Genomic DNA, 24,501 nt, shown 5'->3' with positions numbered 1-24,501 from the left:
TTTTATTCCCCGATTCGCTTATTCTTGCTGAAGCGTTTCAGTCGATTAAATGTTCGACAATTGACCAATCAATCGCAGTTTGTGACAGCAAGGATTCCCCTTCGGGCGTAGCTGGATTACTCTTTCAGCCACCTCAAACTCAGGGATTGCTTTGCAGGAGATCTATGACCGTACGCGTAGCGATTAATGGCTTCGGTCGCATCGGACGTAACGTGGTTCGTGCTTTATATGAATCCGGACGTCGGGCGGAAATAACCGTGGTGGCAATCAATGAACTGGCGGATGCTACGGGCATGGCGCATTTGTTGAAATATGACACCAGCCACGGACGCTTTGCCTGGGATGTACGCCAGGAAAGAGAACAGCTGTTTGTGGGTGACGACGCTATTCGCGTGCTGCATGAGAACAGCATCTCCGGGCTACCCTGGCGTGAACTGGGTGTGGATGTGGTGCTTGACTGTACCGGCGTGTACGGCAACCGCGAACATGGCGAAGCGCATCTTGCTGCAGGCGCGAAAAAAGTCCTGTTTTCTCATCCCGGCAGTAACGACCTCGACGCGACCGTCGTGTTTGGCGTCAACCAGCATGAGCTGCAGGCCGAACACCGCATTGTTTCCAACGCCTCCTGTACCACTAACTGCATTATTCCGGTCATCAAACTGTTAGACGATGCGTATGGCATTGAATCCGGTACCGTGACCACGATTCATTCCGCCATGCACGATCAGCAGGTTATCGACGCCTACCATCCGGATTTGCGACGCACTCGCGCAGCGAGCCAGTCAATCATTCCGGTGGACACGAAACTGGCGGCAGGGATCACCCGAATTTTTCCGCAGTTTAATGACCGATTTGAAGCGATTGCCGTACGTGTCCCGACGATTAACGTCACCGCAATCGACCTTAGCGTGACGGTGAAAAAACCGGTAAAAGCCTGTGAAGTCAACCTGTTGCTGCAAAAAGCGGCACAGGGGGCATTTCATGGTATAGTTGACTATACGGAATTACCGTTGGTCTCAGTAGATTTTAACCACGACCCGCACAGCGCCATCGTCGATGGCACGCAAACGAGAGTCAGTGGCGCACACCTTATCAAGACGCTGGTCTGGTGTGATAACGAATGGGGCTTTGCTAACCGAATGCTCGACACCACGTTAGCAATGGCCGCTCAAGGTTTCAGGTAAGACGCATTGTGCGTCTGCAAAACTTTAAGAATCAACGAGAGGATTCACCATGTCTGTAATTAAGATGACCGATCTGGATCTGGCTGGTAAACGCGTTTTCATCCGTGCCGATCTGAACGTACCGGTTAAAGATGGCAAAGTGACCAGCGACGCGCGTATCCGTGCATCTCTGCCAACCATCGAACTGGCTCTGAAGCAGGGCGCGAAAGTGATGGTCACCTCCCACCTGGGTCGTCCAACTGAAGGCGAGTACAACGAAGAGTTCTCTCTGCTGCCAGTGGTTAATTACCTGAAAGACAAACTGTCCAACCCGGTTCGCCTGGTTAAAGATTACCTGGACGGCGTTGAAGTTGCAGCCGGTGAACTGGTTGTTCTGGAAAACGTTCGCTTTAACAAAGGCGAAAAGAAAGACGACGAAACTCTGTCCAAAAAATACGCTGCACTGTGCGACGTGTTCGTGATGGATGCATTCGGTACGGCTCACCGTGCTCAGGCGTCAACCCACGGTATCGGTAAATTCGCAGACGTAGCGTGTGCCGGTCCTCTGCTGGCTGACGAACTGGAAGCGCTGGGTAAAGCACTGAAAGAACCTGCTCGTCCAATGGTGGCTATCGTTGGTGGTTCTAAAGTTTCTACCAAACTGACCGTTCTGGATTCCCTGTCTAAAATCGCTGACCAGCTGATCGTTGGCGGTGGTATCGCGAACACCTTCGTTGCCGCTCAGGGCCACAACGTGGGCAAATCCCTGTACGAAGCAGACCTGGTTGACGAAGCCAAACGCCTGCTGAGCACCTGCGATATCCCGGTTCCAACTGACGTTCGCGTAGCGACCGAGTTCTCCGAAACCGCAACCGCGACCCTGAAATCTGTAAACGACATCAAAGATGAAGAGCAGATTCTGGACCTGGGCGACGTTTCTGCACAGAAACTGGCTGAAATCCTCAAAAACGCAAAAACTATCCTGTGGAACGGTCCTGTTGGCGTGTTCGAATTCCCGAACTTCCGCAAAGGTACTGAAATCGTTGCTAACGCTATCGCAGACAGCGAAGCGTTTTCTATCGCAGGCGGTGGTGACACCCTGGCGGCAATCGACCTGTTCGGTATCGCTGACAAGATCTCCTACATCTCCACTGGTGGCGGCGCATTCCTCGAATTCGTGGAAGGCAAAGTACTGCCAGCAGTAGCAATGCTCGAAGAGCGCGCTAAGAAGTAAGCCATTCAAGGGCAGGGAAACCTGCCCAATTTTCAGCGCGCTTTTAAGAGCTCGCACCTTTTCTAACGGCCGAAGATACAGGACTAAGCAACATGTCTAAAATTTTTGATTTCGTAAAACCTGGCGTTATCACTGGTGATGACGTACAGAAAGTGTTCCAGGTAGCTAAAGAAAACAACTTCGCTCTGCCAGCAGTTAACTGCGTGGGTACCGACTCCATCAACGCCGTACTGGAAACTGCCGCTAAAGTTAAAGCGCCAGTTATCGTTCAGTTCTCTAACGGCGGCGCTGCGTTCATCGCAGGTAAAGGCGTGAAAACTGACATTCCTCAGGGTGCTGCAATCCTGGGCGCTATCTCTGGTGCGCACCACGTACACCAGATGGCTGAGCACTACGGTGTTCCAGTTATCCTGCACACTGACCACTGCGCGAAGAAACTGCTGCCGTGGATCGACGGTCTGCTGGACGCGGGTGAAAAACACTTCGCGGCTACCGGTAAGCCACTGTTCTCTTCTCACATGATCGACCTGTCTGAAGAGTCACTGCACGAAAACATCGAAATCTGCTCCAAATATCTGGCGCGCATGGCCAAAATGGGCATGACTCTGGAAATCGAACTGGGTTGCACCGGTGGTGAAGAAGACGGCGTGGACAACAGCCACATGGACGCTTCTGCACTGTACACCCAGCCAGAAGACGTTGATTACGCTTACACCGAGCTGAGCAAAATCAGCCCACGCTTCACCATCGCAGCGTCCTTCGGTAACGTACACGGCGTTTACAAACCAGGTAACGTGGTTCTGACCCCGACTATCCTGCGTGATTCTCAGGAATACGTTTCCAAGAAACACAACCTGCCGCACAACAGCCTGAACTTCGTCTTCCACGGCGGTTCCGGTTCTTCTGCTCAGGAAATCAAAGACTCCGTAAGCTACGGCGTAGTGAAAATGAACATCGATACCGACACCCAGTGGGCAACATGGGACGGTATTCTGCAGTACTACAAAACCAACGAAGCTTACCTGCAGGGTCAGCTGGGCAACCCGAAAGGCGAAGACCAGCCGAACAAGAAATACTACGATCCACGCGTATGGCTGCGCGCTGCCCAGACTTCAATGATTACTCGTCTGGAGCAGGCATTCAAAGAGCTGAACGCGGTAGACGTTCTGTAATTTGAGCTGCTAACAGCATCCCAAGGCCCGCAAATGCGGGCCTTTTTTTATGCTTTTTCAATACTCTGCCAGGCCGGTTTTTGTGATCTGTTTGGCAAACCCGGCGCTTTTTGTTTACCCTTTACGGACCTGCCTGTCTCCATGGGGGATGGATTTTGTGTTTTGGTTTAACAAAAGGAAGAATAAATGGAACAACTCGATGTTGTAGACAGCATCAATAATGCCGGTAACTGGCTGGTGCGCAACCAGGCGCTGCTGCTGAGCTATGCCGTGAACATCGTCGCGGCGATTGCCATCATCATCGTCGGGATGATCGTGGCGCGCATTGTATCGAACACGGTTAACCGCGTAATGCTGGCCCGTAATATTGACGCCACGGTGGCTGACTTCCTCTCCGCGCTGGTGCGCTACGGCATTATCGCCTTTACGCTGATTGCGGCGCTGGGCCGTGTGGGCGTGCAGACTGCCTCCGTCATTGCCGTTCTCGGTGCCGCCGGTCTGGCTATTGGTCTGGCGCTGCAGGGCTCGCTGTCAAACCTGGCGGCAGGCGTTCTGCTGGTCACCTTCCGTCCGTTCCGCTCCGGCGAATACGTTGACCTTGGCGGCATTGCCGGAACCGTGCTGCAGGTGCAGATTTTCTCAACGACCATGCGTACCGTCGATGGCCGCATCGTGGTCGTGCCGAACGGGAAAATCATCGCGGGCAACATCATTAACTTTTCCCGTGAACCGGTGCGTCGTAACGAACTGATTATCAGCGTGGCGTACGACTCCGACATCGATCAGGTGAAGTCGCTAATTAGCAACATCATTGCTTCAGACGATCGCATTCTGAAAGACAAAGAGCAGACGGTTCGCCTGAACGAGCTGGGCGCTTCCTCCATTAACTTCGTGGTGCGTATCTGGAGCAAAAGCAGCGATCTGCAAAACGTGTACTGGGACGTGCTGGAGCGCATTAAGCGCGACTTCGATGCCAACGGCATCAGCTTCCCGTACCCTCAGATGGACGTAAACGTCAAAAAAGTCAAAGAAGCCGAATAACTTCTCGCAGGCCCGGTAAGCGCTAGCGCCACCGGGCTTTATTTTTATAAGCACTGCTAATCCCCAATTAATATTATCAATTTCCTCTAATGTAATTCGCGCAGTATAGTCTCCTTTCAGCACAACACTGTGAGAATTTCGTCATGTTATCTTTTTATTTTCAAGGGCTTGCCTTAGGTGCGGCCATGATCCTTCCCCTTGGCCCGCAAAATGCGTTTGTGATGAACCAGGGCATTCGCCGCCAGTATCATCTGATGATTGCCCTGCTGTGCGCGGTAAGCGATTTACTGCTGATCTGTGGCGGAATTTTTGGCGGCAGCGCATTGCTCATGCAGTCTCCCTGGCTGCTGGCGCTGGTCACCTGGGGTGGCGTGGCATTTCTGCTCTGGTACGGTTTTGGTGCACTGAAAACCGCGATGAGCAGCAACCTCGAACTGGCAAGCGCGGAAGTCATGAAGCAGGGCCGCTGGAAGATTATCGTCACCATGCTGGCGGTCACCTGGCTTAATCCGCATGTTTATCTGGACACCTTCGTGGTGCTGGGCAGCCTGGGCGGTCAGCTGGACGTTGAGCCGAAACGCTGGTTTGCGCTGGGCACGGTTAGCGCCTCTTTCCTCTGGTTCTTCGGTCTCGCCATTCTGGCCGCATGGCTGGCTCCTCGTCTGCGTACGGCCAAAGCCCAGCGCATCATTAATACGCTGGTGGGGCTGGTGATGTGGTTTATTGCTTTTCAGCTGGCAAAAGAGGGGATTCACCACGTTCAGGAATTGTTCAACTAATCCTTGTCTTATGGACAACTGAACAAGACCCGCTAAGCTTGCTGGCATGCGCCCTGTTAATGGGCACTCTTCGCAACATGGAGGAATAACAGTGAAGTTTAAGGTGATGGCCCTGGCGGCATTAGTAAGTTTTGGTGCGGTGTCGGTGCAGGCAAGTGAACTGCCGGATGGCCCGCACATCGTCACTTCAGGCACCGCAAGCGTGGACGCGGTACCCGATGTCGCAACGCTGGCAATTGAAGTCAATGTGTCTGCGAAAGATGCGGCATCTGCCAAGAAGCAGGCTGACGATCGTGTTGCGCAATATCTCTCTTTCCTCGAGCAGAACGGTGTCGGTAAAAAAGATATCAACTCCGCGAACCTGCGTACTCAACCCGATTATGACTACCAGAATGGTAAAAGCATCCTGAAAGGCTACCGTGCCGTGCGTACCGTCGAAGTGACCGTGCGTCAGCTGGATAAGCTTAACTCGCTGCTGGATGGCGCGCTGAAGGCGGGTCTGAACGAAATTCGTTCCGTGTCGCTGGGCGTTGCGCAACCGGAGAAATACAAAGACGAAGCGCGTAAAGCGGCGATTGATGATGCCATTCATCAGGCAGAACAGCTGGCTTCTGGCTTTAAGAGCAAGCTCGGCCCGGTTTACAGCGTGCGTTACCACGTCTCTAACTACCAGCCAAGCCCGATGGTGCGGATGATGAAGGCTGAGGCAGCTCCGGTGTCTGCTCAGGAAACATACGAGCAGCCAACCATTCAGTTTGACGATCAGGTGGATGTGGTGTTCCAGCTGGAGCCAACCCAAACTCAGCAAACTGAGGCGGCTAAGGCGCAGTAAGTTGCCCTCACCCTAACCCTCTCCCGCAGGGAGAGGGAATTCAAGCGATTAATCCTGTCTCAACACCTTGTGCCCGTACGCCAGCAGCGCGTCGGTGACGTTGCGCATCATGCGGCTTTCTGGCGCAAACCGGTGCCAGTAGAGCATCCGGCGCTGATACAGCCCCGGCGTCAGGTCAATCAGCTCACCGCTTTTCAACTCTTTCTCAATCTGCAGATGCGGGATCATGCAGCAGGTGGTGCCCTGACGCGCAAGCTGCACAAAGGCTTCAGACGAGTTGACGATATGGCACGGCACGCTGCCCGGCGGCAGATCGAAGTTTTGCTGCAGGAACGCCTGATGCATATCGTCCAGATGGTCGAACGCCACGGCAGGGGCTTTCAGCAGCGCGGCGCGGGTGACGCCGTTCGGGAAGTAGCGCTCGGCAAAGGCTTTTGAACCCACAAACAGGTAGTCCAGCGCGCCCAGCTGATCGACAAGACAGCTTGGCAGCGCCTGAGGCTGAATACTGACCGCCCCAACCACTTCACCGCGACGCAGGCGCTCCTGGGTACGGGTTTCATCTTCAACCTGTAAATTCAGACGGATAGGGGAATCCGCTAATACCGGCGCAAGGGCCGGCAGTAGCCAGGTTGCCAGACTGTCGGCGTTGACCGCCAGAGAGAGCAGCAGCGGCGTAGAGCCCGTTTGTTCGTCACCCAGCCACTCGTCTTCCAGCAGTTCAACCTGGCGCAGCAGGGCGAGAAGCTTTTGCCCTTGCTCGGTTGGACGTGGCGGCACGGTACGCACCAGCAGCGGCTGGCCGAACATGTTTTCAAGCTGTTTGATACGCTGTGATACGGCGGACTGGGTGATGCAAAGCTTTTGCGCCGCGCGCTCAAAACCGCGTTCACGAATAACTGCATCAAGTGCCTGTAGTGTTCTGTAGTCCGGACGTTTCATTGCTCTGGCTGGCTCCTTAATTTTGCTTATTCTGCACTATGACACAATTTTCCCTTCGTGGCAGACGAATTCCATTCGACGTGTTCTATAATGCGCCCTGAGTTTTCACACCACAGGCAAAACGATCATGACGCAGGATGAACTGAAAAAAGCAGTAGGATGGGCCGCTCTCCAGTACGTGCAGCCGGGTACCATTGTTGGTGTCGGTACGGGATCAACCGCGGCACACTTTATCGATGCGCTGGGCACGATGAAGGGGCAAATCGAGGGCGCGGTTTCCAGCTCTGATGCTTCCACGGAAAAGCTGAAAAGCCTCGGCATTACCGTTTTCGATCTCAACGAAGTGGATCGTCTGGGGATTTACGTTGATGGTGCGGATGAAATCAACGGCCACATGCAGATGATCAAAGGCGGCGGCGCGGCGCTGACGCGCGAGAAGATCATCGCCTCCGTTGCGGACAAGTTCATCTGCATCGCGGATGCCTCCAAGCAGGTCGACATTCTGGGTAATTTCCCACTGCCGGTCGAAGTGATCCCAATGGCGCGTAGCGCGGTTGCCCGTCAGCTGGTGAAGCTGGGCGGTCGTCCGGAATACCGTCAGGGCGTAGTCACCGATAACGGTAACGTGATCCTCGACGTTCACGGTCTGGAAATTCTTGACGCGATTGCGCTGGAAAATGCCATCAACGCTATCCCAGGCGTAGTGACCGTAGGGCTATTCGCCAACCGTGGCGCGGATGTGGCGCTGATCGGCACCGCTGACGGCGTGAAAACCATCGTAAAATGATCTGACGGGGGGAGTCCTCCCCCCGCTAAAAAATTTTTGAAAAGCTAAATTCGGTGACTTGTGTCACGTTTTTACGCCTCTTTTGCCGATCCTGCCGCGTTTGTAAATTTCCATAGCATTTTCCTCTGACATTTTGCTCTGTATGACTTTTCTTCAGAGTGCCGACGCAAACGTTCATATTGCTGCAATAGTTTTTTTTGATATGTTGGCTACAGCGGATTCATATCCAGCACAACATCAGTTCAGACAAAAACAGGGTCGGGTAAATGGCAAAGGTATCACTGGAGAAAGACAAGATTAAATTCCTGCTGGTCGAGGGCGTGCATCAAAAAGCAATCGATAGCCTTCGTGCGGCAGGTTACACCAACATCGAATTTCACAAAGGCGCGCTCGATACCGAAGAGCTGAAAGCGTCCATCCGTGATGCCCACTTCATTGGCCTGCGATCCCGTACTCACCTGACTGAAGAGGTTATTGCCGCGGCGGAAAAGCTGGTGGCTATCGGCTGCTTCTGCATCGGTACCAACCAGGTTGACCTGAATGCTGCCGCCAAACGCGGTATTCCCGTCTTCAACGCCCCGTTCTCCAACACCCGTTCCGTGGCGGAGCTGGTGATTGGCGAACTGCTGCTGCTGCTGCGCGGCATTCCTGAAGCGAACGCCAAGGCGCACCGCGGCGTGTGGAACAAGCTGGCGTCCGGCTCTTTCGAAGCGCGTGGTAAAAAGCTGGGGATTATCGGCTACGGCCACATCGGTACGCAGCTCGGTATTCTGGCGGAATCCCTGGGTATGCACGTGTTTTTCTACGATATCGAAAGCAAGCTGCCGCTGGGCAATGCGACCCAGGTTCAACACCTTTCTGACCTGCTGAACATGAGCGACGTGGTGAGCCTACACGTGCCGGAAAATGCGTCTACTAAAAACATGATGGGCGCGGAAGAGCTGGCGCTGATGAAGCCGGGCTCACTGCTGATCAACGCCGCGCGCGGCACGGTTGTCGATATCCCGGCCCTGGCGGATGCGCTGAAGCGTAAGCATCTGGCGGGCGCGGCCATCGACGTCTTCCCGACGGAGCCAGCGACCAACAGCGATCCGTTTACCTCTCCGCTGTGCGAGTTCGACAACGTGATCCTGACGCCACACATCGGCGGTTCTACCCAGGAAGCGCAGGAGAATATCGGCCTGGAAGTAGCGGGTAAGCTGAGCAAATATTCCGACAACGGTTCTACGCTCTCTGCCGTGAACTTCCCGGAAGTGTCTCTGCCGCTGCACGGTGGTCGTCGTCTGCTGCACATCCACGAGAACCGTCCGGGCGTGCTGACCGCGATCAACCAGATCTTTGCCGAGCAGGGCGTCAATATTGCCGCGCAGTATCTGCAAACGAACTCGCAGATGGGCTACGTGGTTATTGATATCGAAGCGGATGACGATGTTGCCGAAAAAGCGCTGCAGAGCATGAAGGCGATTCAGGGGACGATTCGCGCGCGTCTGCTGTACTGATAGCGGCGAGGTGAATGCATAACGGTAACTGTTGTTACCGTTTTTTTATATTGTCTCCCTCTCCCTGTGGGAGAGGGCTGGGGTGAGGGCATCAGGCCGCACGCCTGTTTCACCACTCCCATAACTTTGATGGCGTCACTACCGCCGGCAACGGCACATCCCACTTCTCCACCGGCAACGCCTCCACGCCCTGACAATCATGCGCATAACCCACCGGCTGCAACCCGTACTGCTGCCAGTTTTGCAGCGTCCGGTCGTAAAAACCGCCGCCCATCCCTAAACGCTGGCCCTGTTCATCAAACGCCACCAGCGGCGTAATCAGCACATCCAGCTGTGACAGCGGGAGCACGTCGCGCACGTCGAGTTTCGGCTCGGTGATTTTCAGGCGATTCACCACCAGCTCGCTGTGGGGGTGATAGTGCAGAAACAGCAAGTTACCTTCGCTGAACGGGTGCAGCACCGGCAGATAGACCTTCTTCCCGGCGCGCCAGAGCTGCTCTATCAGCGGTTGGGTATCCAGCTCTCCATCAAATGACAAAAAGAGCGCAACGGTGTGCGCCATCACGACAGGGGGATACGCCATCATACGGGCGGCGGCCTGCTGGGCAAAATGCGCTTGCTGATCGGCGGTTAACGCACGGCGGCGCTGACGAATTAACTGACGGATGTCCTGGCGTGAAGCAGAAACTTCAGGGAATTGGGTCATGGTAGTCGGTAGAAGAAAAGAGAGGGAATCTCCGAGATGCCGCCGCAGGCTGTAACCCTTGAACCCTTGGTTCAAGGTGAATGTGTCGTCATGGTTTTAAGGCTTCTCGGACGGACCGAGCATGCTCACCAACCATGGAGCGCCACATTCTTGTGGTATGAAATATCGGCTCAGGGGACTGGCCCGCTTGCGAACATCTCAGAGAAATTTTGTCTTCACAGTTACTCTACCATAGTCAACTGAGAAGTGTTATTCAAACTTTGGCCCCGGTCTTTCGGGATTGCGACCTTGATCAAGCAATGCCTGTTCTATGGTCTGCTGGAGCATTTTAATGCGCTGCTCCATGCTTGCCGCGTAGTCGCGGGTCTTCGCTTTTTCCTGAGTCAGTTCATAGCTGATGTTCAACGCGGCGATGAAAACCAGCTGCTCAGTATTTGTGACTCTAGTGCGTTCTTTTAGATCTTGCAACCGCTGATTCAAATCGTCCGCTGCCTGATTCAAAGCATCCCTTTGTTCAGGCGGACAATTCACTCGCAGTGAACGGCCAAAAATCTGGAGATCGACGGGTTGTGCAGACATGCCACCTTCCTGCTGATTGACTGCGCTGCCTTCGCTTACTGCCCCGGGGGCTGCGAAGGGGCGACACTATAGCTACCCTGATGTGAAGATACAAGCCCTTTTCTGGTATCACCAGGGTCCAAAGTGGTAGCATATCATGAAACTTCCCCCCTTTGATGACGAATGCTCATGTCTATACAGAACGAAATGCCTGGTTACAAGGATTTAAACCAGTTACTGAACCAGCAGGGAATCGGTTTAACCCCTGCCGAAATGCACGGTCTGATCAGTGGCATGCTGTGCGGCGGAAACAGCGACAGCTCATGGCAGCCGCTGATCCACGACCTCACGAATGAAGGGCTGGCGTTTGGTCACGAGCTGGCGGAAGCGCTGCGTAAAATGCACGCAGCAACCAGCGATTCGCTGGAAGACGATGGCTTCCTTTTTCAGCTTTATCTGCCTGAAGGCGACGACGTCAGCGTGTTCGATCGCGCCGATGCGCTGGCCGGCTGGGTAAACCACTATCTGCTGGGGCTGGGCGTGACGCAGCCTAAACTGGATAAAGTGACCGGCGAAGCGGGTGAAGCGATTGACGACCTGCGAAACATCGCCCAGCTCGGCTACGATGAAGACGAAGACCAGGAAGAGCTGGAAATGTCTCTTGAAGAGATTATCGAGTACGTGCGCGTGGCGGCACTGCTGTGCCACGATAACTTCACGCGCTCTCAGCCGACCGCGCCGGAAGTCCGCAAGCCAACCTTACATTAAGAAAAATAACGCACAGGAGGGTGTCATGGTTATCTCGAGTCAAGAGTATTCGCGCCGCCGTCAGGCGCTGCTGGCAACAATGCAGCCGGGCAGCGCCGCGCTGATTTTTGCTGCGCCTGAGGTCACCCGCAGCGCCGACAGCGAATATCCCTATCGCCAGAGCAGCGATTTCTGGTACTTCACCGGCTTTAACGAGCCGGAAGCGGTGCTGGTGCTGATTAAGAGCAATGACACCCACAACCACAGCGTGATTTTCAACCGCGTGCGCGATCTGACGGCCGAAATCTGGTTTGGCCGCCGCTTAGGCCAGGAGGCTGCACCGGCGAAGCTGGGCGTTGACCGCGCGCTGGCGTTTAGCGAAATCAACCAGCAGCTCTATCAGCTGCTTAACGGCCTCGACGTGCTCTATCACGCGCAGGGCGAATATGCGTACGCCGATGAGATTGTTTTCACCGCGCTGGATAAGCTGCGCAAAGGCGCGCGGCAGAACCTGTCCGCACCCGCCACGCTGACGGACTGGCGTCCGGTGGTGCATGAGATGCGCCTGTTCAAGTCTGAAGAAGAGCTGAATTTGATGCGTCGTGCGGGCGAAATAAGCGCCCTGGCGCACACCCGCGCCATGGAAAAGTGCCGTCCCGGGATGTTCGAATACCAGCTGGAAGGCGAAATACATCACGAATTTAACCGCCACGGCGCGCGTTATCCCTCTTACAACACCATTGTTGGCGGCGGAGAAAACGGCTGCATTCTGCACTACACCGAAAACGAAAGCGCGCTGCGCGACGGCGATCTGGTCCTGATTGACGCCGGTTGCGAATACCAGGGCTACGCGGGGGACATCACCCGTACTTTCCCGGTGAACGGTAAATTCTCACCGGCACAGCGCGCCATTTACGACATCGTTCTCGAGTCGCTTGAGACGGCGCTCAGGCTGTATCGTCCCGGTACCTCCATGCAGGAAGTGACCGGCGAAGTGGTGCGCATCATGATTACCGGTCTGGTCAGGCTCGGGATCCTGAAAGGGGAGGTCGATATCCTGATCGCTGAAAATGCGCATCGACCGTATTTCATGCACGGCCTGAGCCACTGGCTGGGGCTGGATGTGCATGACGTTGGCGCGTACGGCACCGACCGTTCGCGCGTGCTGGAGCCGGGCATGGTGTTAACCGTGGAGCCAGGCCTGTATATCGCACCGGATGCCGACGTGCCTGAAGAGTACCGCGGGATTGGCATTCGCATCGAAGACGACATCGTGATCACCGAAACCGGTAACGAAAACCTGACCGCGAGCGTCGTGAAAAACGCTGACGATATCGAGGCGCTGATGGCAGCGGCACGTGCATGAGCGTGATTATCGTTGGCGGCGGCATGACCGGGGCCACGCTGGCGCTGGCCATTTCGCATTTGACGAAGGGGCAGCTTCCGGTGCACCTGGTGGAAGCCGTCGCGCCGCAGGCAAAAAATCATCCCGGTTTTGATTCCCGCGCTATTGCCCTGGCGCAGGGTACCTGCCAGCAGCTGTCCCGTATTGGCATCTGGCAGGCCATCGCTGATTGCGCGACGGCAATTAAAACCGTTCACGTAAGCGATCGCGGCCATGCTGGCTTTGTCACGCTGGACGCGCAGGATTACCGCATTGACGCGCTGGGTCAGGTTGTCGAGCTGCACGACGTCGGATTGCGTCTGTTTCGTCTGCTCCAGGATGCGCCGGGCGTCACGCTGCATTGCCCGGCGCGCGTGGCCAGCGTGAGCCGCAGTGAGGCGTCGGTCAGCGTAACGCTGGAAAACGGCACCGTGCTTGAAGGCCAGCTTCTGGTCGCCGCGGACGGCTCGCGCTCATCGCTCGGCGCCCAGTGCGGCGTGGAGTGGCGTCAGCAGCCTTACGGGCAGGTTGCGGTCATTGCGAACGTCTCTACCGCAGCTGAACACCACGGCAGGGCGTTTGAACGCTTTACGCAGCATGGCCCGCTGGCGATGCTGCCGATGTCGGACGGGCGCTGTTCGCTTGTCTGGTGTCATCCGCAGGATAAGGCTGAAGAGGTTAAAGCCTGGTCAGACGAACGTTTTTGTACCGAGCTGCAGAAAGCCTTTGGCTGGCGGCTGGGGCGTATTACCCATGCTGGACAGCGGGCGGTTTACCCGCTTTCGCTGACTACTGCCTCTCAGTCCATCTCGCATCGTCTGGCGCTTGTCGGTAATGCCGCTCAGACGCTGCACCCCATCGCGGGGCAGGGGTTCAACCTTGGCCTGCGGGATGTTATGAGCCTGGCGGAAACCCTTTCGCAGGCGTGGGGCGAACAAAAAGACTGTGGCGCATACCCGGTGCTCAGCCATTACCAGAAGCGCCGCCAGGCGGATAAAGAGGCGACGATTGGCGTCACCGACGGCTTAGTCCATCTCTTTGCCAATCGCTGGGCGCCGCTGGTTGCGGGTCGCAACCTCGGGCTAATGGCGATGGAATTATTCATTCCGGCACGTGACGTGCTGGCGCAGCGGACTCTTGGTTGGGTCGCGCGTTAAGGAGTTATCACCGTGCAAAATGTTGATGTCGCCATCGTTGGCGGCGGTATGGTCGGACTGGCTCTGGCCTGTGGTTTACAGGGCAGCGGCCTGCGCGTGGCGGTGCTGGAGCAAAAGCAGCCTCAGCCCGTTGCGCCAGATGCTCCGCCGGAACTCCGCGTCTCGGCGATCAATGCCGCCAGCGAGAAATTGCTGACGCACCTTGGCGTCTGGGCAGATATTGTGGCGCAGCGCGCCAGCTGCTATCACGGCATGGAAGTGTGGGATAAAGACAGCTTTGGTCATATTGCTTTTGATGATGAAAGCATGGGTTACAGCCATCTGGGTCATATCGTCGAAAACGCGGTGATCCACCACGCGCTGTGGCAGAAAGCGCAGCAGTGCAGCGACGTGACGCTGATTGCGCCTGCGCAGATCCAGCAGGTGGCGTGGGGTGAAAACGAGGCGTTTATCACCTTACAGAGCGGCGACATGCTGACCGCGCGTCTGGTGGTCGGTGCTGACGGTGCGAACTCCTGGCTGCGAAATAAAGCCGATATTCCGCTGACCTTCTGGGACTATCGTCATCACGCTCTGGTTGCGACGATCCGTACCGAGGAGCCGCACGGCGGCGTGGCGCGGCAGATTTTCCACAACGACGGCATTCTGGCGTTCCTGCCGCTTGCCGATCCGCACCTGTGCTCGATTGTCTGGTCCCTGGTGCCTGAAAAAGCCCAGCTGATGCAGGAGGCGACGCCGGATGCCTTTAACCAGGCGCTGTGCATGGCGTTTGATAACCGCCTTGGCTTGTGCACCCTTGAAAGCGAGCGGCAGGTGTTCCCGTTAACCGGCCGCTACGCGCGTCAGTTTGCGGCGCATCGTCTGGCGCTGGTGGGGGATGCGGCGCATACCATTCATCCGCTGGCAGGGCAGGGCGTCAACCTTGGCTTTATGGACGCGGCGGAGCTGGTTGAGGAACTGCGTCGCCTGCATCGCGAAGGCAAAGATATCGGTCAGCATCTTTACCTGCGTCGCTACGAGCGCAGCCGCAAGCACAGTGCGGCGATGATGTTGGCGGGCATGCAGGGCTTCCGCGAGCTGTTTGCCGGCGCAAATCCGGCGAAAAAACTGCTGCGCGATATTGGTCTTAAACTGGCCGATACGCTTCCTGGCGTCAAACCTCAACTTCTTCGCCAGGCGATGGGTCTTAACGATCTTCCCGACTGGTTACGCTAATCTCGATCCCCGTCACACTTTATTTTCCCGGCCTCTGCGCCGGGGAAATTCCCTCGTTTGAAATATTCTAATTTCACGTCATTTTTCGCATTAGAAAATCTAATCTACGGGATTTTATGTTACGGAAATTCGGCCCGTTTTTCCGCACGAAATATCACCATGTGCTAAATCCTGTTAGATCATTGTTAATTTTGTGCGGGGTTAATCGCATTTTTCCAGTGAATAACTCTGTAGGCTTTTTAGCGTTTTTTGGTCATAAGCTAATGTGATGACCCGTTTTACCTTATGGTTAACCGCTGGTTTCGGTGGTAAGTTCGGGTAAAAGAGAACGTTTGCGTCGGCGCCAGGTGACGGGGCCGATACCGGGTTTCACGGTGAATTTTTCAACGAGGACAAGATGGCTCAACAGACTCCTTTGTACGAACAACACGTGTTATGCGGCGCCCGCATGGTGGACTTCCATGGCTGGATGATGCCGCTGCACTACGGCTCGCAGATTGATGAGCACCACGCGGTGCGCACCGATGCCGGTATGTTCGACGTGTCCCACATGACGATTGTCGATCTGCGCGGTAGCCGCACCCGGGAGTTTTTGCGTTATCTGCTGGCAAACGACGTCGCCAAACTGAAAACGCCGGGTAAAGCGCTCTATACCGGCATGCTGAACGCCTCGGGCGGCGTGATTGATGACCTTATCGTCTATTACTTCACTGAAGATTTCTTCCGCCTCGTTGTCAACTCCGCCACCCGCGAAAAAGACCTCTCCTGGATCACCCAACACGCCGAACCTTATGCCATCGACATCACCGTCCGTGACGATCTGTCGCTGATCGCCGTGCAGGGGCCGAACGCGCAGGCGAAAGCCGCATCTCTGTTTAACGACGAGCAGCGCAAAGCAACCGAAGGCATGAAGCCGTTCTTCGGCGTGCAGGCGGGCGATCTGTTTATCGCCACCACCGGCTACACCGGTGAAGCGGGCTACGAAATTGCGATGCCGAACGAGAAGGCCGCTGATTTCTGGCGCGCGCTGGTGGAAGCGGGCGTGAAGCCTGCGGGTCTGGGCGCGCGCGATACGCTGCGTCTGGAAGCGGGGATGAACCTCTACGGTCAGGAGATGGATGAAGGCGTTTCTCCGCTGGCCGCCAACATGAGCTGGACCATCGCATGGGAACCGGCTGACCGTGACTTTATTGGCCGTGAAGCGCTGGAGATGCAGCGTGAGAAGGGCACTGAACAGCTGGTGGGTCTGGTGATGACCGAGAAGGGCGTGCTGCGCGGTGAACTGCCGGTGCGCTTTACCGATGCCGACGGCAATCCTCGCGAAGGCGTGATCACCAGCGGTACCTTCTCCCCGACGCTGGGCTACAGTATTGCACTGGCACGCGTGCCGGCGGGCATTGGCGAAACGGCGGTGGTGCAAATCCGCAACCGCGAAATGCCGGTCAACGTGACCAAACCGATTTTTGTTCGCGCCGGTAAGCCGGTCGCCTAATCATTTTTATCAGGAGAACTTCAATGAGCAATGTGCCAGCAGAACTGAAATACAGCAAAGAACACGAGTGGCTGCGCAAAGAGGCGGACGGCACTTACACCGTAGGGATCACCGAGCACGCGCAAGAGCTGCTGGGCGACATGGTGTTTGTTGACCTGCCTGACGTGGGCACGACCGTTAGCGCGGGCGACGACTGCGCCGTGGCGGAGTCCGTAAAAGCGGCTTCTGATATCTACGCTCCTGTAAGCGGTGAAATCGTTGCCGTCAACGACGCGCTGAGCGATTCGCCAGAGCTGGTGAACAGCGAGCCTTATGAAGGCGGCTGGATCTTCAAGATCAAAGCCAGCGACGAATCTCAGGTTGCCGCGCTGCTGGATGCGACCGCGTACGAAGCACTGTTAGAAGACGAGTAATCGTTTATCCCCCTCTCCTTTCGGGAGAGGGCAGGGGCGAGGGTGCCCATCTTCCCCTCACCCTAACCCTCTCCCAGAGGGAGAGGGAACTTAAATTCACTGCACGTTTCAGGAACCATCGCTCATGACACAGACTTTAAGCCAGCTTGAAAACCGTGGCGCCTTCATTGAACGTCACATTGGGCCGGATGCTCAGCAACAGCAGGAGATGCTGAAGACAGTTGGCGCGGATTCATTAAACGCACTGATCGGCCAGATTGTGCCAAAAGACATCCAGCTTGCCACGCCGCCTCAGGTGGGGGAAGCCACCACGGAATTCGCCGCGCTGGCGGAGCTAAAGGCTATCGCAGGCCTGAACAAGCGCTATAAGTCTTACATTGGCATGGGCTACACCAACGTGCAGTTACCGCCGGTTATCCTGCGCAACATGCTGGAAAACCCGGGCTGGTACACCGCTTACACCCCGTATCAGCCGGAAGTCTCTCAGGGCCGTCTGGAAGCGCTGCTGAACTTCCAGCAGGTGACGCTGGATCTGACCGGTATGGATATCGCCTCCGCCTCGCTGCTGGATGAAGCGACCGCCGCCGCCGAAGCAATGGCGATGGCAAAACGCGTGAGCAAGCTGAAAAATGCCAACCGCTTCTTCGTCGCGGCGGACGTGCATCCCCAGACGCTGGACGTGGTGCGCACCCGCGCGGAAACCTTCGGCTTTGACGTGATCGTAGACGACGCTGACAAAGTGCTGGATCACCAGGACGTTTTCGGCGTGCTGCTGCAGCAGGTAGGCACCACCGGTGAAGTACACGACTACGGCGCGCTGATTGCCGAGCTGAAATCCCGCAAAGTGGTTGTCAGCGTTGCCGCCGATTTTATGGCGCTGGTACTGCTGACGGCACCGGGTAAACAGGGCGCGGATATCGTTTTCGGTTCAGCGCAACGCTTCGGCGTGCCGATGGGCTACGGCGGCCCGCACGCGGCGTTCTTCGGCGCGAAAGATGAATTCAAACGCTCTATGCCAGGCCGTATTATCGGCGTCTCAAAAGATGCTGCCGGTAACACCGCGCTGCGCATGGCGATGCAGACCCGCGAGCAGCACATCCGCCGCGAGAAAGCGAACTCCAACATCTGTACCTCCCAGGTGCTGCTGGCAAACATCGCCAGCCTCTACGCCGTGTTCCACGGCCCGGCTGGTCTGAAGCGCATTGCCAGCCGCATTCACCGCCTGGCCGATATTCTGGCCTGCGGTCTGCAGCAGAAAGGCCTTAAGCTGCGCCACGCTCACTACTTCGACACCCTGTGTGTGGAAGTGGCGGACAAAGCGGCCGTGCTGGCGCGCGCGAATGCAGCAGAGATCAACCTGCGCAGCGACATCCACAACGCCGTCGGCATTACGCTGGATGAAAGCACCTCCCGCGACGATATCCTGAACCTGTTCAGCGTGTTGCTGGGTGACGCGCACGGTCTGGATATTGACGCGCTCGACAAAGAGGTCGCGCTCGACAGCCGCTCCATTCAGGAAAGCATGCTGCGTAACGATGCGATCCTGACGCATCCGGTCTTTAATCGCTATCACAGTGAAACCGAGATGATGCGCTATATGCACTCTCTGGAGCGCAAGGATCTGGCGCTGAACCAGGCGATGATCCCGCTGGGCTCCTGCACCATGAAGCTGAACGCCGCGGCGGAGATGATCCCGATCACCTGGCCTGAATTCTCCGAGCTGCACCCGTTCTGCCCGCCAGAGCAGGCGGAAGGTTATCATATGATGATCAACCAGCTTTCCGACTGGCTGGTGAAACTGACCGGTTATGACGCGCTCTGCATGCAGCCGAACTCCGGCGCGCAGGGCGAATACGCGGGCCTGCTGGCGATCCGTCACTATCACGAAAGCCGCAACGAAGGTCACCGCGATATCTGCCTGATCCCAAGCTCCGCCCACGGTACCAACCCGGCTTCTGCGCAGATGGCGGGCATGGAAGTGGTGGTGGTGGCGTGCGATAAGAACGGCAACATCGATCTGGTCGACCTGCGCGCGAAAGCCGAGCAGGCGGGCGACAAGCTCTCCTGCATCATGGTGACCTACCCGTCTACCCACGGCGTTTACGAAGAGACCATCCGTGAAGTGTGCGAAGTGGTGCACCAGTACGGCGGTCAGGTTTACCTCGACGGCGCGAACATGAACGCTCAGGTGGGCATTACCTCTCCGGGCTTTATCGGCGCGGACGTGTCGCACCTGAACCTGCACAAAACCTTCTGCATCCCGCACGGCGGTGGCGGCCCGGGCATGGGCCCAATCGGCGTGAAAGCGCACCTGGCACCGTTTGTACCGGGCCACAGCGTGGTGCAGATTGAAGGCATGCTGACCCGTCAGGGCGCGGTCTCTGCGGCACCGTTCGGTAGCGCCTCTATCCTGCCAATCAGCTGGATGTACATCCGCATGATGGGCGCGGAAGGGCTGAAGCAGGCGAGCCAGGTGGCGATCCTGAACGCCAACTATATTGCGACTCGCCTGAAGTCTGCCTTCCCGGTGCTCTATACCGGCCGCGACGGTCGCGTGGCGCACGAGTGCATCCTGGATATTCGTCCTCTGAAAGAAGCAACGGGCATCAGCGAGCTGGATATCGCCAAGCGCTTGATTGACTACGGCTTCCACGCGCCAACCATGTCGTTCCCGGTAGCGGGTACGCTGATGGTGGAGCCAACGGAATCTGAAAGCAAAGCCGAGCTGGACCGCTTTATCGACGCGATGCTGGCCATCCGCATGGAGATCGATCGCGTGCAGGACGGCGAGTGGACGCTGGAAGATAACCCGCTGGTTAACGCCCCGCACACCCAGCACGAAATGGTGGCAGAGTGGAACCACGGTTATTCCCGCGAGCTGGCCGTCTTCCCTGCAGGCGTGGCAAACAAATACTGGCCGACCGTGAAGCGTCTTGATGACGTGTACGGCGACCGTAACCTGTTCTGCTCCTGCGTGCCGATGAGCGAATACCAGTAATATTATTGGTGTAGTCATAAAGGCCGGGTAAGGCGAAGCCGCCACCCGGCTTTTTATTGGGAGAAGAAAATGGCAATAGCACTGGTCACCGGCGCCAGCCGGGGCATTGGGAAAGCCACCGCGCTGCAGCTGGCGCGCGAAGGCTACACCGTGGCGGTGAACTATCACCACAACATTAAAGCCGCGACGGACGTGATCAACCAGATCGTTGAAGCGGGCGGTAAAGCCTTTGCCGTCCGCGCGGATATCAGTGATGAAGCCCAGGTGCTGGCGATGTTTGACAGCCTCGATCGTGAAGGCGAGCCGCTTCGTGCGCTGGTCAATAATGCGGGCATTCTGTTTGAGCAATCCACTATCGAGAACCTCTCCGCTGAGCGCATTAACCGCGTCCTGGCGACCAACGTCACGGGCTACTTTCTCTGCTGCCGGGAAGCGGTAAAACGCATGTCCTTCAGGCATGGCGGCAAGGGCGGGGCGATAGTGAACGTCTCTTCCGCCGCGTCGCGCCTGGGCGCGCCGGGTGAATATGTGGATTATGCCGCGTCGAAGGGGGCGGTCGATTCGCTGACAACCGGGCTATCGCTGGAAGTGGCGGCGCAGGGCATTCGCGTCAACTGCGTGCGTCCGGGTCTAATTTATACCGATATTCATGCGTCCGGCGGAGAGCCGGGGCGAGTGGATCGCGTGAAATCGTTGCTGCCGATGCAGCGCGGCGGCCAGCCGGAAGAGGTGGCGCAGGCGATTGTCTGGCTGCTGAGCGAGAAGGCGTCGTACGTAACGGGCAGTTTTATTGAGTTGGCGGGCGGGAAGTAAACCCCTCTCCCAAAGGGGAGAGGGGATCAATCGTAGGCCGGTGCAAGCGTAGCGCCGCCCGGCGTTACGGCGTTAAAGTTTCTCGCCGTTGCTGGCAATCACTTCCTTATACCAGTTAAAGCTCTTCTTGCGGGAACGCGACATGTCGCCCGTGCCGTCGTCGTGCTTGTTCACGTAGATAAAGCCGTAGCGCTTGCTGTACTGGCCGGTGGTGAACGACACGCAGTCGATGCAGCCCCATGGCGTATAGCCCATCAGATCCACGCCGTCGTGCGTCACGGCTTTGATCATCTCTTCCACGTGGGCACGCAGGTAGTCGATGCGGTAGTCGTCGTTGATGCTGCCGTCTTCTTCCACCTTATCGTAGGCGCCGAACCCGTTTTCCACGATAAACAGCGGTTTCTGATAACGCTCGTACAGTTCGCACAGGGAATAGCGCAGGCCTACCGGATCGATCTGCCAGCCCCAGTCGGACGCTTTCACGTGCGGGTTTGGCACGCTGCCTTCGAAACCGGAAATCGCATCGCCGGTCCCGCCTTCCGCTTTCACCGCGTTGGTCATGTAGTAGCTGAAACCTAAGTAGTCGCAGGTACCTTCACGCAGGATCTGCTCGTCGCCTGCCTCCATTTTGATGGAGAAGCCGCGTCGCTCCCACTCGTTCAGCACGTAGGACGGGTAGTAACCACGCAGCTGGACGTCGGTAAAGACATAGCGCTCGCGCATGGATTCCTGGGCGAACATCACGTCTTCCGGTTTGCAGGAGAACGGATAGAGCGCCACCATCGCCAGCATGCAGCCGACCTTCATCTCAGGGTTGATGCGGCGCGCGGCTTTCACCGCCAGTGCGCTGGCCACAAACTGGTGGTGTAGGACCTGGTACATGGTCTCTTCCGGATTGTCATGTTCGGTATAGACCACGCCCGAGCAGCAGTAACCGAACAGCGGCGCGCGCCAGTTACGCTGGTTATTGATTTCGTTGAAGGTCATCCAGTATTTGACCTTGTTTTTGTAGCGCTCAAAAACCACTTCCGCGAAGCGCACAAAGAAATCGACCACTTTACGGTTGGTCCAGCTTCCGTACTCCTGCACCAGGTGCAGTGGCATTTCGAAGTGGGAGAGGGTGATCACCGGTTCGATGTTGTATTTCAGCAGCTCGTCGAACATGTCGTCGTAGAACTTCAGCCCCTCTTCGTTTGGCTGCGTTTCGTCACCTTTCGGGAAGATGCGCGTCCAGGCGATAGAGGTGCGGAAGCACTTGAAACCCATCTCGGCAAACAGCTTGATGTCTTCTTTATAGTGGCCGTGGAAGTCGATGGCCTCGTGGTTTGGATAGTATTTACCCGGCACTACTTCCTGGGTGATTTCGCGCGGGACGCCGTGCGCGCCGCCGGTCAATACGTCACAAATGCTTGGCCCTTTGCCGCCTTTGTTCCAGCCGCCTTCAACCTGGTGAGCGGCAACCGCGCCGCCCCATAAAAAATCTTTTGGTAAGGTTAATTTTTTCATCGCTGCTCTTCTCAATAAATGGCTTATTGGCATCGAGTCTAGCAAAGCGAAATTGAATGTCACGATATAACAATTCACAGTAAATGTGATTTGTTACATCAAAAAAACAGGGTGTTTTATTCTGTGAGTTTCTTCGCCAGTTTACGTCCGAGAGATTCCAGAATATAAATGACGGGAATTTGCGTGGTAATGTCGTAGACGCCTGCAATACGCGTCTGAGGAACGTGCCAGGAGAGATTAAAGTCCGCCAGTTTTGCGAGACGCGAGTGCTCGTGGCTGGTTATCGAGAGCACCTTGCAGTGATGCAGGCTGAACTGGCTGGCGAAGCGCAGGATCTCCTCGGTCTCGCCCGAGACGGAAAGCACAATCGCCAGCGCATTTTTCGCCATATCATTGGTGACCGGGAAATAAGGATCATCAATATGATTACTGAATTTCCCGATATTAGAAAAGAAGCGTGCGCCATATTTTGCCAGCGAACCCGATGTTCCGGCACCGACAAATATAATTCGCTCTGACGATAAAATAATATCAACCGCCTTATCTAATAACGCATCGAACTCTTCATTATTCACGCTTTTAAAAAAGCTGATAATTTCGCTGGCACCGAAATTCGCCTGCTGGGGCTCGTTCTGTTCAAGATAAAGCTTAAAGCGTACCCGAAATTCAGAATACCCTTCGCAGTTAAGCTTGCGGCAAAAGCGCAGGATAGTGGTGGTTGAGACGTCTGCCGCATCCGCCAGCTCGCGGATGGTCATGTACATCACTTTGTCACGATTTTTTATGACATAGTTGTAGACCATCATCTCCAGGTTATTGAGACTGGCAATGGCGGAATGGGAGAACATGCTCACAATGGCTACACTCACTCATCAGACTTTTCTTCAGGGAATAATAACATGCAGCCAAACGACATCACTTTTTTTCAGCGCTTTCAGGACGACATTCTGGCCGGGCGTAAAACCATCACTATCCGGGATAAAAGTGAATCCCATTTCAAAACCGGCGATATCCTGCGGGTGGGGCGTTATGAGGATGATGGTTATTTTTGCACCATCGAAGTAACAGGAACGTCAACCGTTACGTTCGATACATTGACGCAAAAACATGCTGAACAGGAGAACATGACCCTGGATGCATTGAAAAGCGTGATCGCAGAGATCTACCCCAGGCAGAACCAGTTTTATGTGATTGATTTTAAATGTTTATAATTAAAATCGAAACGCACGTTCGCTGAAATTAAAGTGTAACTGTCTGATTGTAATTTAGAAACGTTATGTTTAACTTTATTTTAGCTAACAGGTGTTCACTGGAATCATTCTCAGTTAGCATAGTTATGCGATGAATAATCATCTTTTGTTTTCCCGGAGTTTTGTATGGTGAGCAGACCATTAATCGCACAGGGATATTCGCTGGCTGAGGAAGTAGCCAACAGCATCAGCCACGGCATTGGCCTGGTGTTTGGGATTGTCGGTTTAGTGTTATTGCTGGTGCAGGCGGTGGACGCCAATGCCAGCGCGATGGCCATTACCAGCTACAGCCTGTATGGCGGGAGTATGATCCTGCTGTTCCTGGCGTCGACGCTGTATCACGCGATCCCGCATCAGCGGGCCAAGATGTGGCTCAAGAAATTTGACCACTGCGCTATCTATCTTCTGATTGCAGGCACTTACACACCGTTTTTGCTGGTGGGGCTCAACTCACCGCTGTCGCGTGGCCTGATGATTGTTATCTGGAGCCTGGCACTGCTGGGGATCCTGTTTAAGCTGACCATCGCGCACCGGTTTAAGGTGCTGTCACTGGTCACCTATCTGACAATGGGCTGGCTGTCGCTGATTGTGGTGTATCAACTGGCGATTAAACTGTCGGTAGGGGGCGTGACGCTTCTGGCCTTAGGTGGCGTGGTGTACTCGCTCGGCGTGATTTTCTACGTCTGCAAGCGCATCCCGTACAACCATGCCATCTGGCACGGCTTTGTGCTGGGCGGCAGCGTATGCCACTTTTTGGCGATCTATTTGTACGTGGGGCAGGTGTAGTTTTTTCCATCGTGCGGGGCCACCGGC

At 55.9% G+C, this 24,501-nt stretch carries 23 protein-coding genes and 1 other RNA gene; 18 read left to right on the top strand and 6 right to left on the bottom strand.

The features are described 5' to 3' along the window. Positions 1–164 precede the first annotated feature (164 nt). The 6 genes from epd to NI40_RS18250 all read left to right on the top strand — a co-directional run bounded on the left by epd (position 165) and on the right by NI40_RS18250 (position 6,221). Complete coding sequence (gene epd, locus NI40_RS18275) at positions 165–1,184, top strand: erythrose-4-phosphate dehydrogenase (protein WP_039262970.1); 1,020 nt, start codon at positions 165–167, stop codon at positions 1,182–1,184. A gap of 49 nt (positions 1,185–1,233) precedes the next feature. After that, the gene (pgk, locus tag NI40_RS18270; protein ID WP_023333323.1) at positions 1,234–2,397 is read left to right on the top strand and encodes a phosphoglycerate kinase; all 1,164 of its coding nucleotides are present in this window, start codon (positions 1,234–1,236) and stop codon (positions 2,395–2,397) included. Positions 2,398–2,489: 92 nt separating this feature from the next. Further along, a complete protein-coding gene (gene fbaA / locus NI40_RS18265) occupies positions 2,490–3,569 on the top strand; it encodes a class II fructose-bisphosphate aldolase (protein ID WP_029739216.1) in 1,080 nt (359 codons plus the stop codon). 186 nt (positions 3,570–3,755) lie between these two features. Continuing rightward, positions 3,756–4,610: a small-conductance mechanosensitive channel MscS gene (gene mscS, locus NI40_RS18260; RefSeq protein WP_033146600.1), complete on the top strand. Its 855-nt coding sequence runs from the start codon at positions 3,756–3,758 to the stop codon at positions 4,608–4,610. Positions 4,611–4,753: 143 nt separating this feature from the next. Next, complete coding sequence (gene argO / locus NI40_RS18255; RefSeq protein WP_039262971.1) at positions 4,754–5,389, top strand: arginine exporter ArgO; 636 nt, start codon at positions 4,754–4,756, stop codon at positions 5,387–5,389. A gap of 91 nt (positions 5,390–5,480) precedes the next feature. Next, positions 5,481–6,221 carry an oxidative stress defense protein gene (locus NI40_RS18250; protein WP_039262972.1) on the top strand — a complete coding sequence of 247 codons (741 nt, stop codon included), beginning with the start codon at positions 5,481–5,483 and terminating at the stop codon, positions 6,219–6,221. A 48-nt stretch (positions 6,222–6,269) separates the two neighbouring features. On the opposite strand, the gene argP is transcribed toward NI40_RS18250, so the two are convergent. Then, positions 6,270–7,163: a DNA-binding transcriptional regulator ArgP gene (gene argP, locus NI40_RS18245; protein ID WP_008499727.1), complete on the bottom strand. Its 894-nt coding sequence runs from the start codon at positions 7,161–7,163 to the stop codon at positions 6,270–6,272. Between the two features lie 127 nt (positions 7,164–7,290). On the opposite strand from argP, the gene rpiA reads away from it, so the two are divergent. Beyond that, complete coding sequence (rpiA, locus tag NI40_RS18240) at positions 7,291–7,950, top strand: ribose-5-phosphate isomerase RpiA (protein ID WP_014885151.1); 660 nt, start codon at positions 7,291–7,293, stop codon at positions 7,948–7,950. A gap of 266 nt (positions 7,951–8,216) precedes the next feature. Then, on the top strand, positions 8,217–9,449 hold the full coding sequence (gene serA, locus NI40_RS18235) for a phosphoglycerate dehydrogenase (protein ID WP_023333318.1): 1,233 nt from the start codon (positions 8,217–8,219) through the stop codon (positions 9,447–9,449). 109 nt (positions 9,450–9,558) lie between these two features. Here serA and NI40_RS18230 read toward each other — a convergent pair whose 3' ends face one another. The 3 genes from NI40_RS18230 to zapA form a co-directional block, all read right to left on the bottom strand. Then, complete coding sequence (locus tag NI40_RS18230; RefSeq protein ID WP_032660084.1) at positions 9,559–10,155, bottom strand: 5-formyltetrahydrofolate cyclo-ligase; 597 nt, start codon at positions 10,153–10,155, stop codon at positions 9,559–9,561. A gap of 24 nt (positions 10,156–10,179) precedes the next feature. After that, positions 10,180–10,363: non-coding RNA, 6S RNA (gene ssrS, locus NI40_RS23260), on the bottom strand. A 41-nt stretch (positions 10,364–10,404) separates the two neighbouring features. Then, positions 10,405–10,734, bottom strand: a complete 330-nt coding sequence (zapA, locus tag NI40_RS18225; protein WP_006811891.1) for a cell division protein ZapA — start codon at positions 10,732–10,734, stop codon at positions 10,405–10,407. Between the two features lie 168 nt (positions 10,735–10,902). Between zapA and NI40_RS18220 the strand changes: the two genes are divergently transcribed. The 8 genes from NI40_RS18220 to NI40_RS18185 all read left to right on the top strand — a co-directional run bounded on the left by NI40_RS18220 (position 10,903) and on the right by NI40_RS18185 (position 20,932). After that, complete coding sequence (locus NI40_RS18220; protein ID WP_023333316.1) at positions 10,903–11,481, top strand: YecA/YgfB family protein; 579 nt, start codon at positions 10,903–10,905, stop codon at positions 11,479–11,481. Between the two features lie 31 nt (positions 11,482–11,512). Then, positions 11,513–12,826 (top strand): Xaa-Pro aminopeptidase, encoded by a 1,314-nt coding sequence (gene pepP / locus NI40_RS18215; protein ID WP_127353279.1) that lies wholly within the window; start codon positions 11,513–11,515, stop codon positions 12,824–12,826. After that, on the top strand, positions 12,823–14,001 hold the full coding sequence (gene ubiH / locus NI40_RS18210; protein ID WP_039262974.1) for a 2-octaprenyl-6-methoxyphenyl hydroxylase: 1,179 nt from the start codon (positions 12,823–12,825) through the stop codon (positions 13,999–14,001). The genes pepP and ubiH overlap by 4 nt, the downstream gene beginning before the upstream one ends. 12 nt (positions 14,002–14,013) lie before the next feature. Beyond that, positions 14,014–15,216: an FAD-dependent 2-octaprenylphenol hydroxylase gene (gene ubiI / locus NI40_RS18205; protein WP_039262975.1), complete on the top strand. Its 1,203-nt coding sequence runs from the start codon at positions 14,014–14,016 to the stop codon at positions 15,214–15,216. A gap of 397 nt (positions 15,217–15,613) precedes the next feature. Continuing rightward, positions 15,614–16,708 carry a glycine cleavage system aminomethyltransferase GcvT gene (gcvT, locus tag NI40_RS18200; protein WP_039262976.1) on the top strand — a complete coding sequence of 365 codons (1,095 nt, stop codon included), beginning with the start codon at positions 15,614–15,616 and terminating at the stop codon, positions 16,706–16,708. Positions 16,709–16,731: 23 nt separating this feature from the next. Beyond that, positions 16,732–17,121 (top strand): glycine cleavage system protein GcvH, encoded by a 390-nt coding sequence (gene gcvH / locus NI40_RS18195; RefSeq protein ID WP_008499718.1) that lies wholly within the window; start codon positions 16,732–16,734, stop codon positions 17,119–17,121. Positions 17,122–17,245: 124 nt separating this feature from the next. Next, on the top strand, positions 17,246–20,119 hold the full coding sequence (gcvP, locus tag NI40_RS18190; RefSeq protein WP_039262977.1) for an aminomethyl-transferring glycine dehydrogenase: 2,874 nt from the start codon (positions 17,246–17,248) through the stop codon (positions 20,117–20,119). Between the two features lie 69 nt (positions 20,120–20,188). Then, the gene (locus NI40_RS18185) at positions 20,189–20,932 is read left to right on the top strand and encodes an SDR family oxidoreductase (RefSeq protein WP_032660097.1); all 744 of its coding nucleotides are present in this window, start codon (positions 20,189–20,191) and stop codon (positions 20,930–20,932) included. A gap of 72 nt (positions 20,933–21,004) precedes the next feature. Here NI40_RS18185 and bglA read toward each other — a convergent pair whose 3' ends face one another. Continuing rightward, positions 21,005–22,438, bottom strand: coding sequence for a 6-phospho-beta-glucosidase BglA (gene bglA, locus NI40_RS18180; protein WP_033146593.1), 1,434 nt, complete (start codon positions 22,436–22,438; stop codon positions 21,005–21,007). A gap of 116 nt (positions 22,439–22,554) precedes the next feature. After that, on the bottom strand, positions 22,555–23,286 hold the full coding sequence (locus NI40_RS18175; protein WP_032660101.1) for a MurR/RpiR family transcriptional regulator: 732 nt from the start codon (positions 23,284–23,286) through the stop codon (positions 22,555–22,557). A 51-nt stretch (positions 23,287–23,337) separates the two neighbouring features. On the opposite strand from NI40_RS18175, the gene yqfB reads away from it, so the two are divergent. Further along, positions 23,338–23,649: a N(4)-acetylcytidine aminohydrolase gene (gene yqfB / locus NI40_RS18170; protein ID WP_033146592.1), complete on the top strand. Its 312-nt coding sequence runs from the start codon at positions 23,338–23,340 to the stop codon at positions 23,647–23,649. 165 nt (positions 23,650–23,814) lie between these two features. Further along, positions 23,815–24,474: a PAQR family membrane homeostasis protein TrhA gene (gene trhA / locus NI40_RS18165; RefSeq protein WP_033146591.1), complete on the top strand. Its 660-nt coding sequence runs from the start codon at positions 23,815–23,817 to the stop codon at positions 24,472–24,474. The last annotated feature ends 27 nt before the right edge of the window (positions 24,475–24,501 follow it).

This window comes from Enterobacter sp. E20 (assembly GCF_000801755.2).
Lineage (GTDB): Bacteria > Pseudomonadota > Gammaproteobacteria > Enterobacterales > Enterobacteriaceae > Enterobacter > Enterobacter asburiae_B.
This window is presented reverse-complemented; position numbering and strand designations above follow the sequence as displayed.

What these genes read in the sequence shown, in the direction of transcription:
- epd (WP_039262970.1), top strand. Translation starts at nt 165, where the DNA reads ATGACCGTACGCGTAGCGATTAATGGCTTCGGTCGCATCGGACGTAAC.
- pgk (WP_023333323.1), top strand. Translation starts at nt 1,234, where the DNA reads ATGTCTGTAATTAAGATGACCGATCTGGATCTGGCTGGTAAACGCGTT.
- fbaA (WP_029739216.1), top strand. Translation starts at nt 2,490, where the DNA reads ATGTCTAAAATTTTTGATTTCGTAAAACCTGGCGTTATCACTGGTGAT.
- mscS (WP_033146600.1), top strand. Translation starts at nt 3,756, where the DNA reads ATGGAACAACTCGATGTTGTAGACAGCATCAATAATGCCGGTAACTGG.
- argO (WP_039262971.1), top strand. Translation starts at nt 4,754, where the DNA reads ATGTTATCTTTTTATTTTCAAGGGCTTGCCTTAGGTGCGGCCATGATC.
- argP (WP_008499727.1), bottom strand. Translation starts at nt 7,163, where the DNA reads ATGAAACGTCCGGACTACAGAACACTACAGGCACTTGATGCAGTTATT.
- rpiA (WP_014885151.1), top strand. Translation starts at nt 7,291, where the DNA reads ATGACGCAGGATGAACTGAAAAAAGCAGTAGGATGGGCCGCTCTCCAG.
- serA (WP_023333318.1), top strand. Translation starts at nt 8,217, where the DNA reads ATGGCAAAGGTATCACTGGAGAAAGACAAGATTAAATTCCTGCTGGTC.
- NI40_RS18230 (WP_032660084.1), bottom strand. Translation starts at nt 10,155, where the DNA reads ATGACCCAATTCCCTGAAGTTTCTGCTTCACGCCAGGACATCCGTCAG.
- zapA (WP_006811891.1), bottom strand. Translation starts at nt 10,734, where the DNA reads ATGTCTGCACAACCCGTCGATCTCCAGATTTTTGGCCGTTCACTGCGA.
- NI40_RS18220 (WP_023333316.1), top strand. Translation starts at nt 10,903, where the DNA reads ATGTCTATACAGAACGAAATGCCTGGTTACAAGGATTTAAACCAGTTA.
- ubiH (WP_039262974.1), top strand. Translation starts at nt 12,823, where the DNA reads ATGAGCGTGATTATCGTTGGCGGCGGCATGACCGGGGCCACGCTGGCG.
- gcvT (WP_039262976.1), top strand. Translation starts at nt 15,614, where the DNA reads ATGGCTCAACAGACTCCTTTGTACGAACAACACGTGTTATGCGGCGCC.
- gcvH (WP_008499718.1), top strand. Translation starts at nt 16,732, where the DNA reads ATGAGCAATGTGCCAGCAGAACTGAAATACAGCAAAGAACACGAGTGG.
- gcvP (WP_039262977.1), top strand. Translation starts at nt 17,246, where the DNA reads ATGACACAGACTTTAAGCCAGCTTGAAAACCGTGGCGCCTTCATTGAA.
- NI40_RS18185 (WP_032660097.1), top strand. Translation starts at nt 20,189, where the DNA reads ATGGCAATAGCACTGGTCACCGGCGCCAGCCGGGGCATTGGGAAAGCC.
- bglA (WP_033146593.1), bottom strand. Translation starts at nt 22,438, where the DNA reads ATGAAAAAATTAACCTTACCAAAAGATTTTTTATGGGGCGGCGCGGTT.
- NI40_RS18175 (WP_032660101.1), bottom strand. Translation starts at nt 23,286, where the DNA reads ATGTTCTCCCATTCCGCCATTGCCAGTCTCAATAACCTGGAGATGATG.
- yqfB (WP_033146592.1), top strand. Translation starts at nt 23,338, where the DNA reads ATGCAGCCAAACGACATCACTTTTTTTCAGCGCTTTCAGGACGACATT.
- trhA (WP_033146591.1), top strand. Translation starts at nt 23,815, where the DNA reads ATGGTGAGCAGACCATTAATCGCACAGGGATATTCGCTGGCTGAGGAA.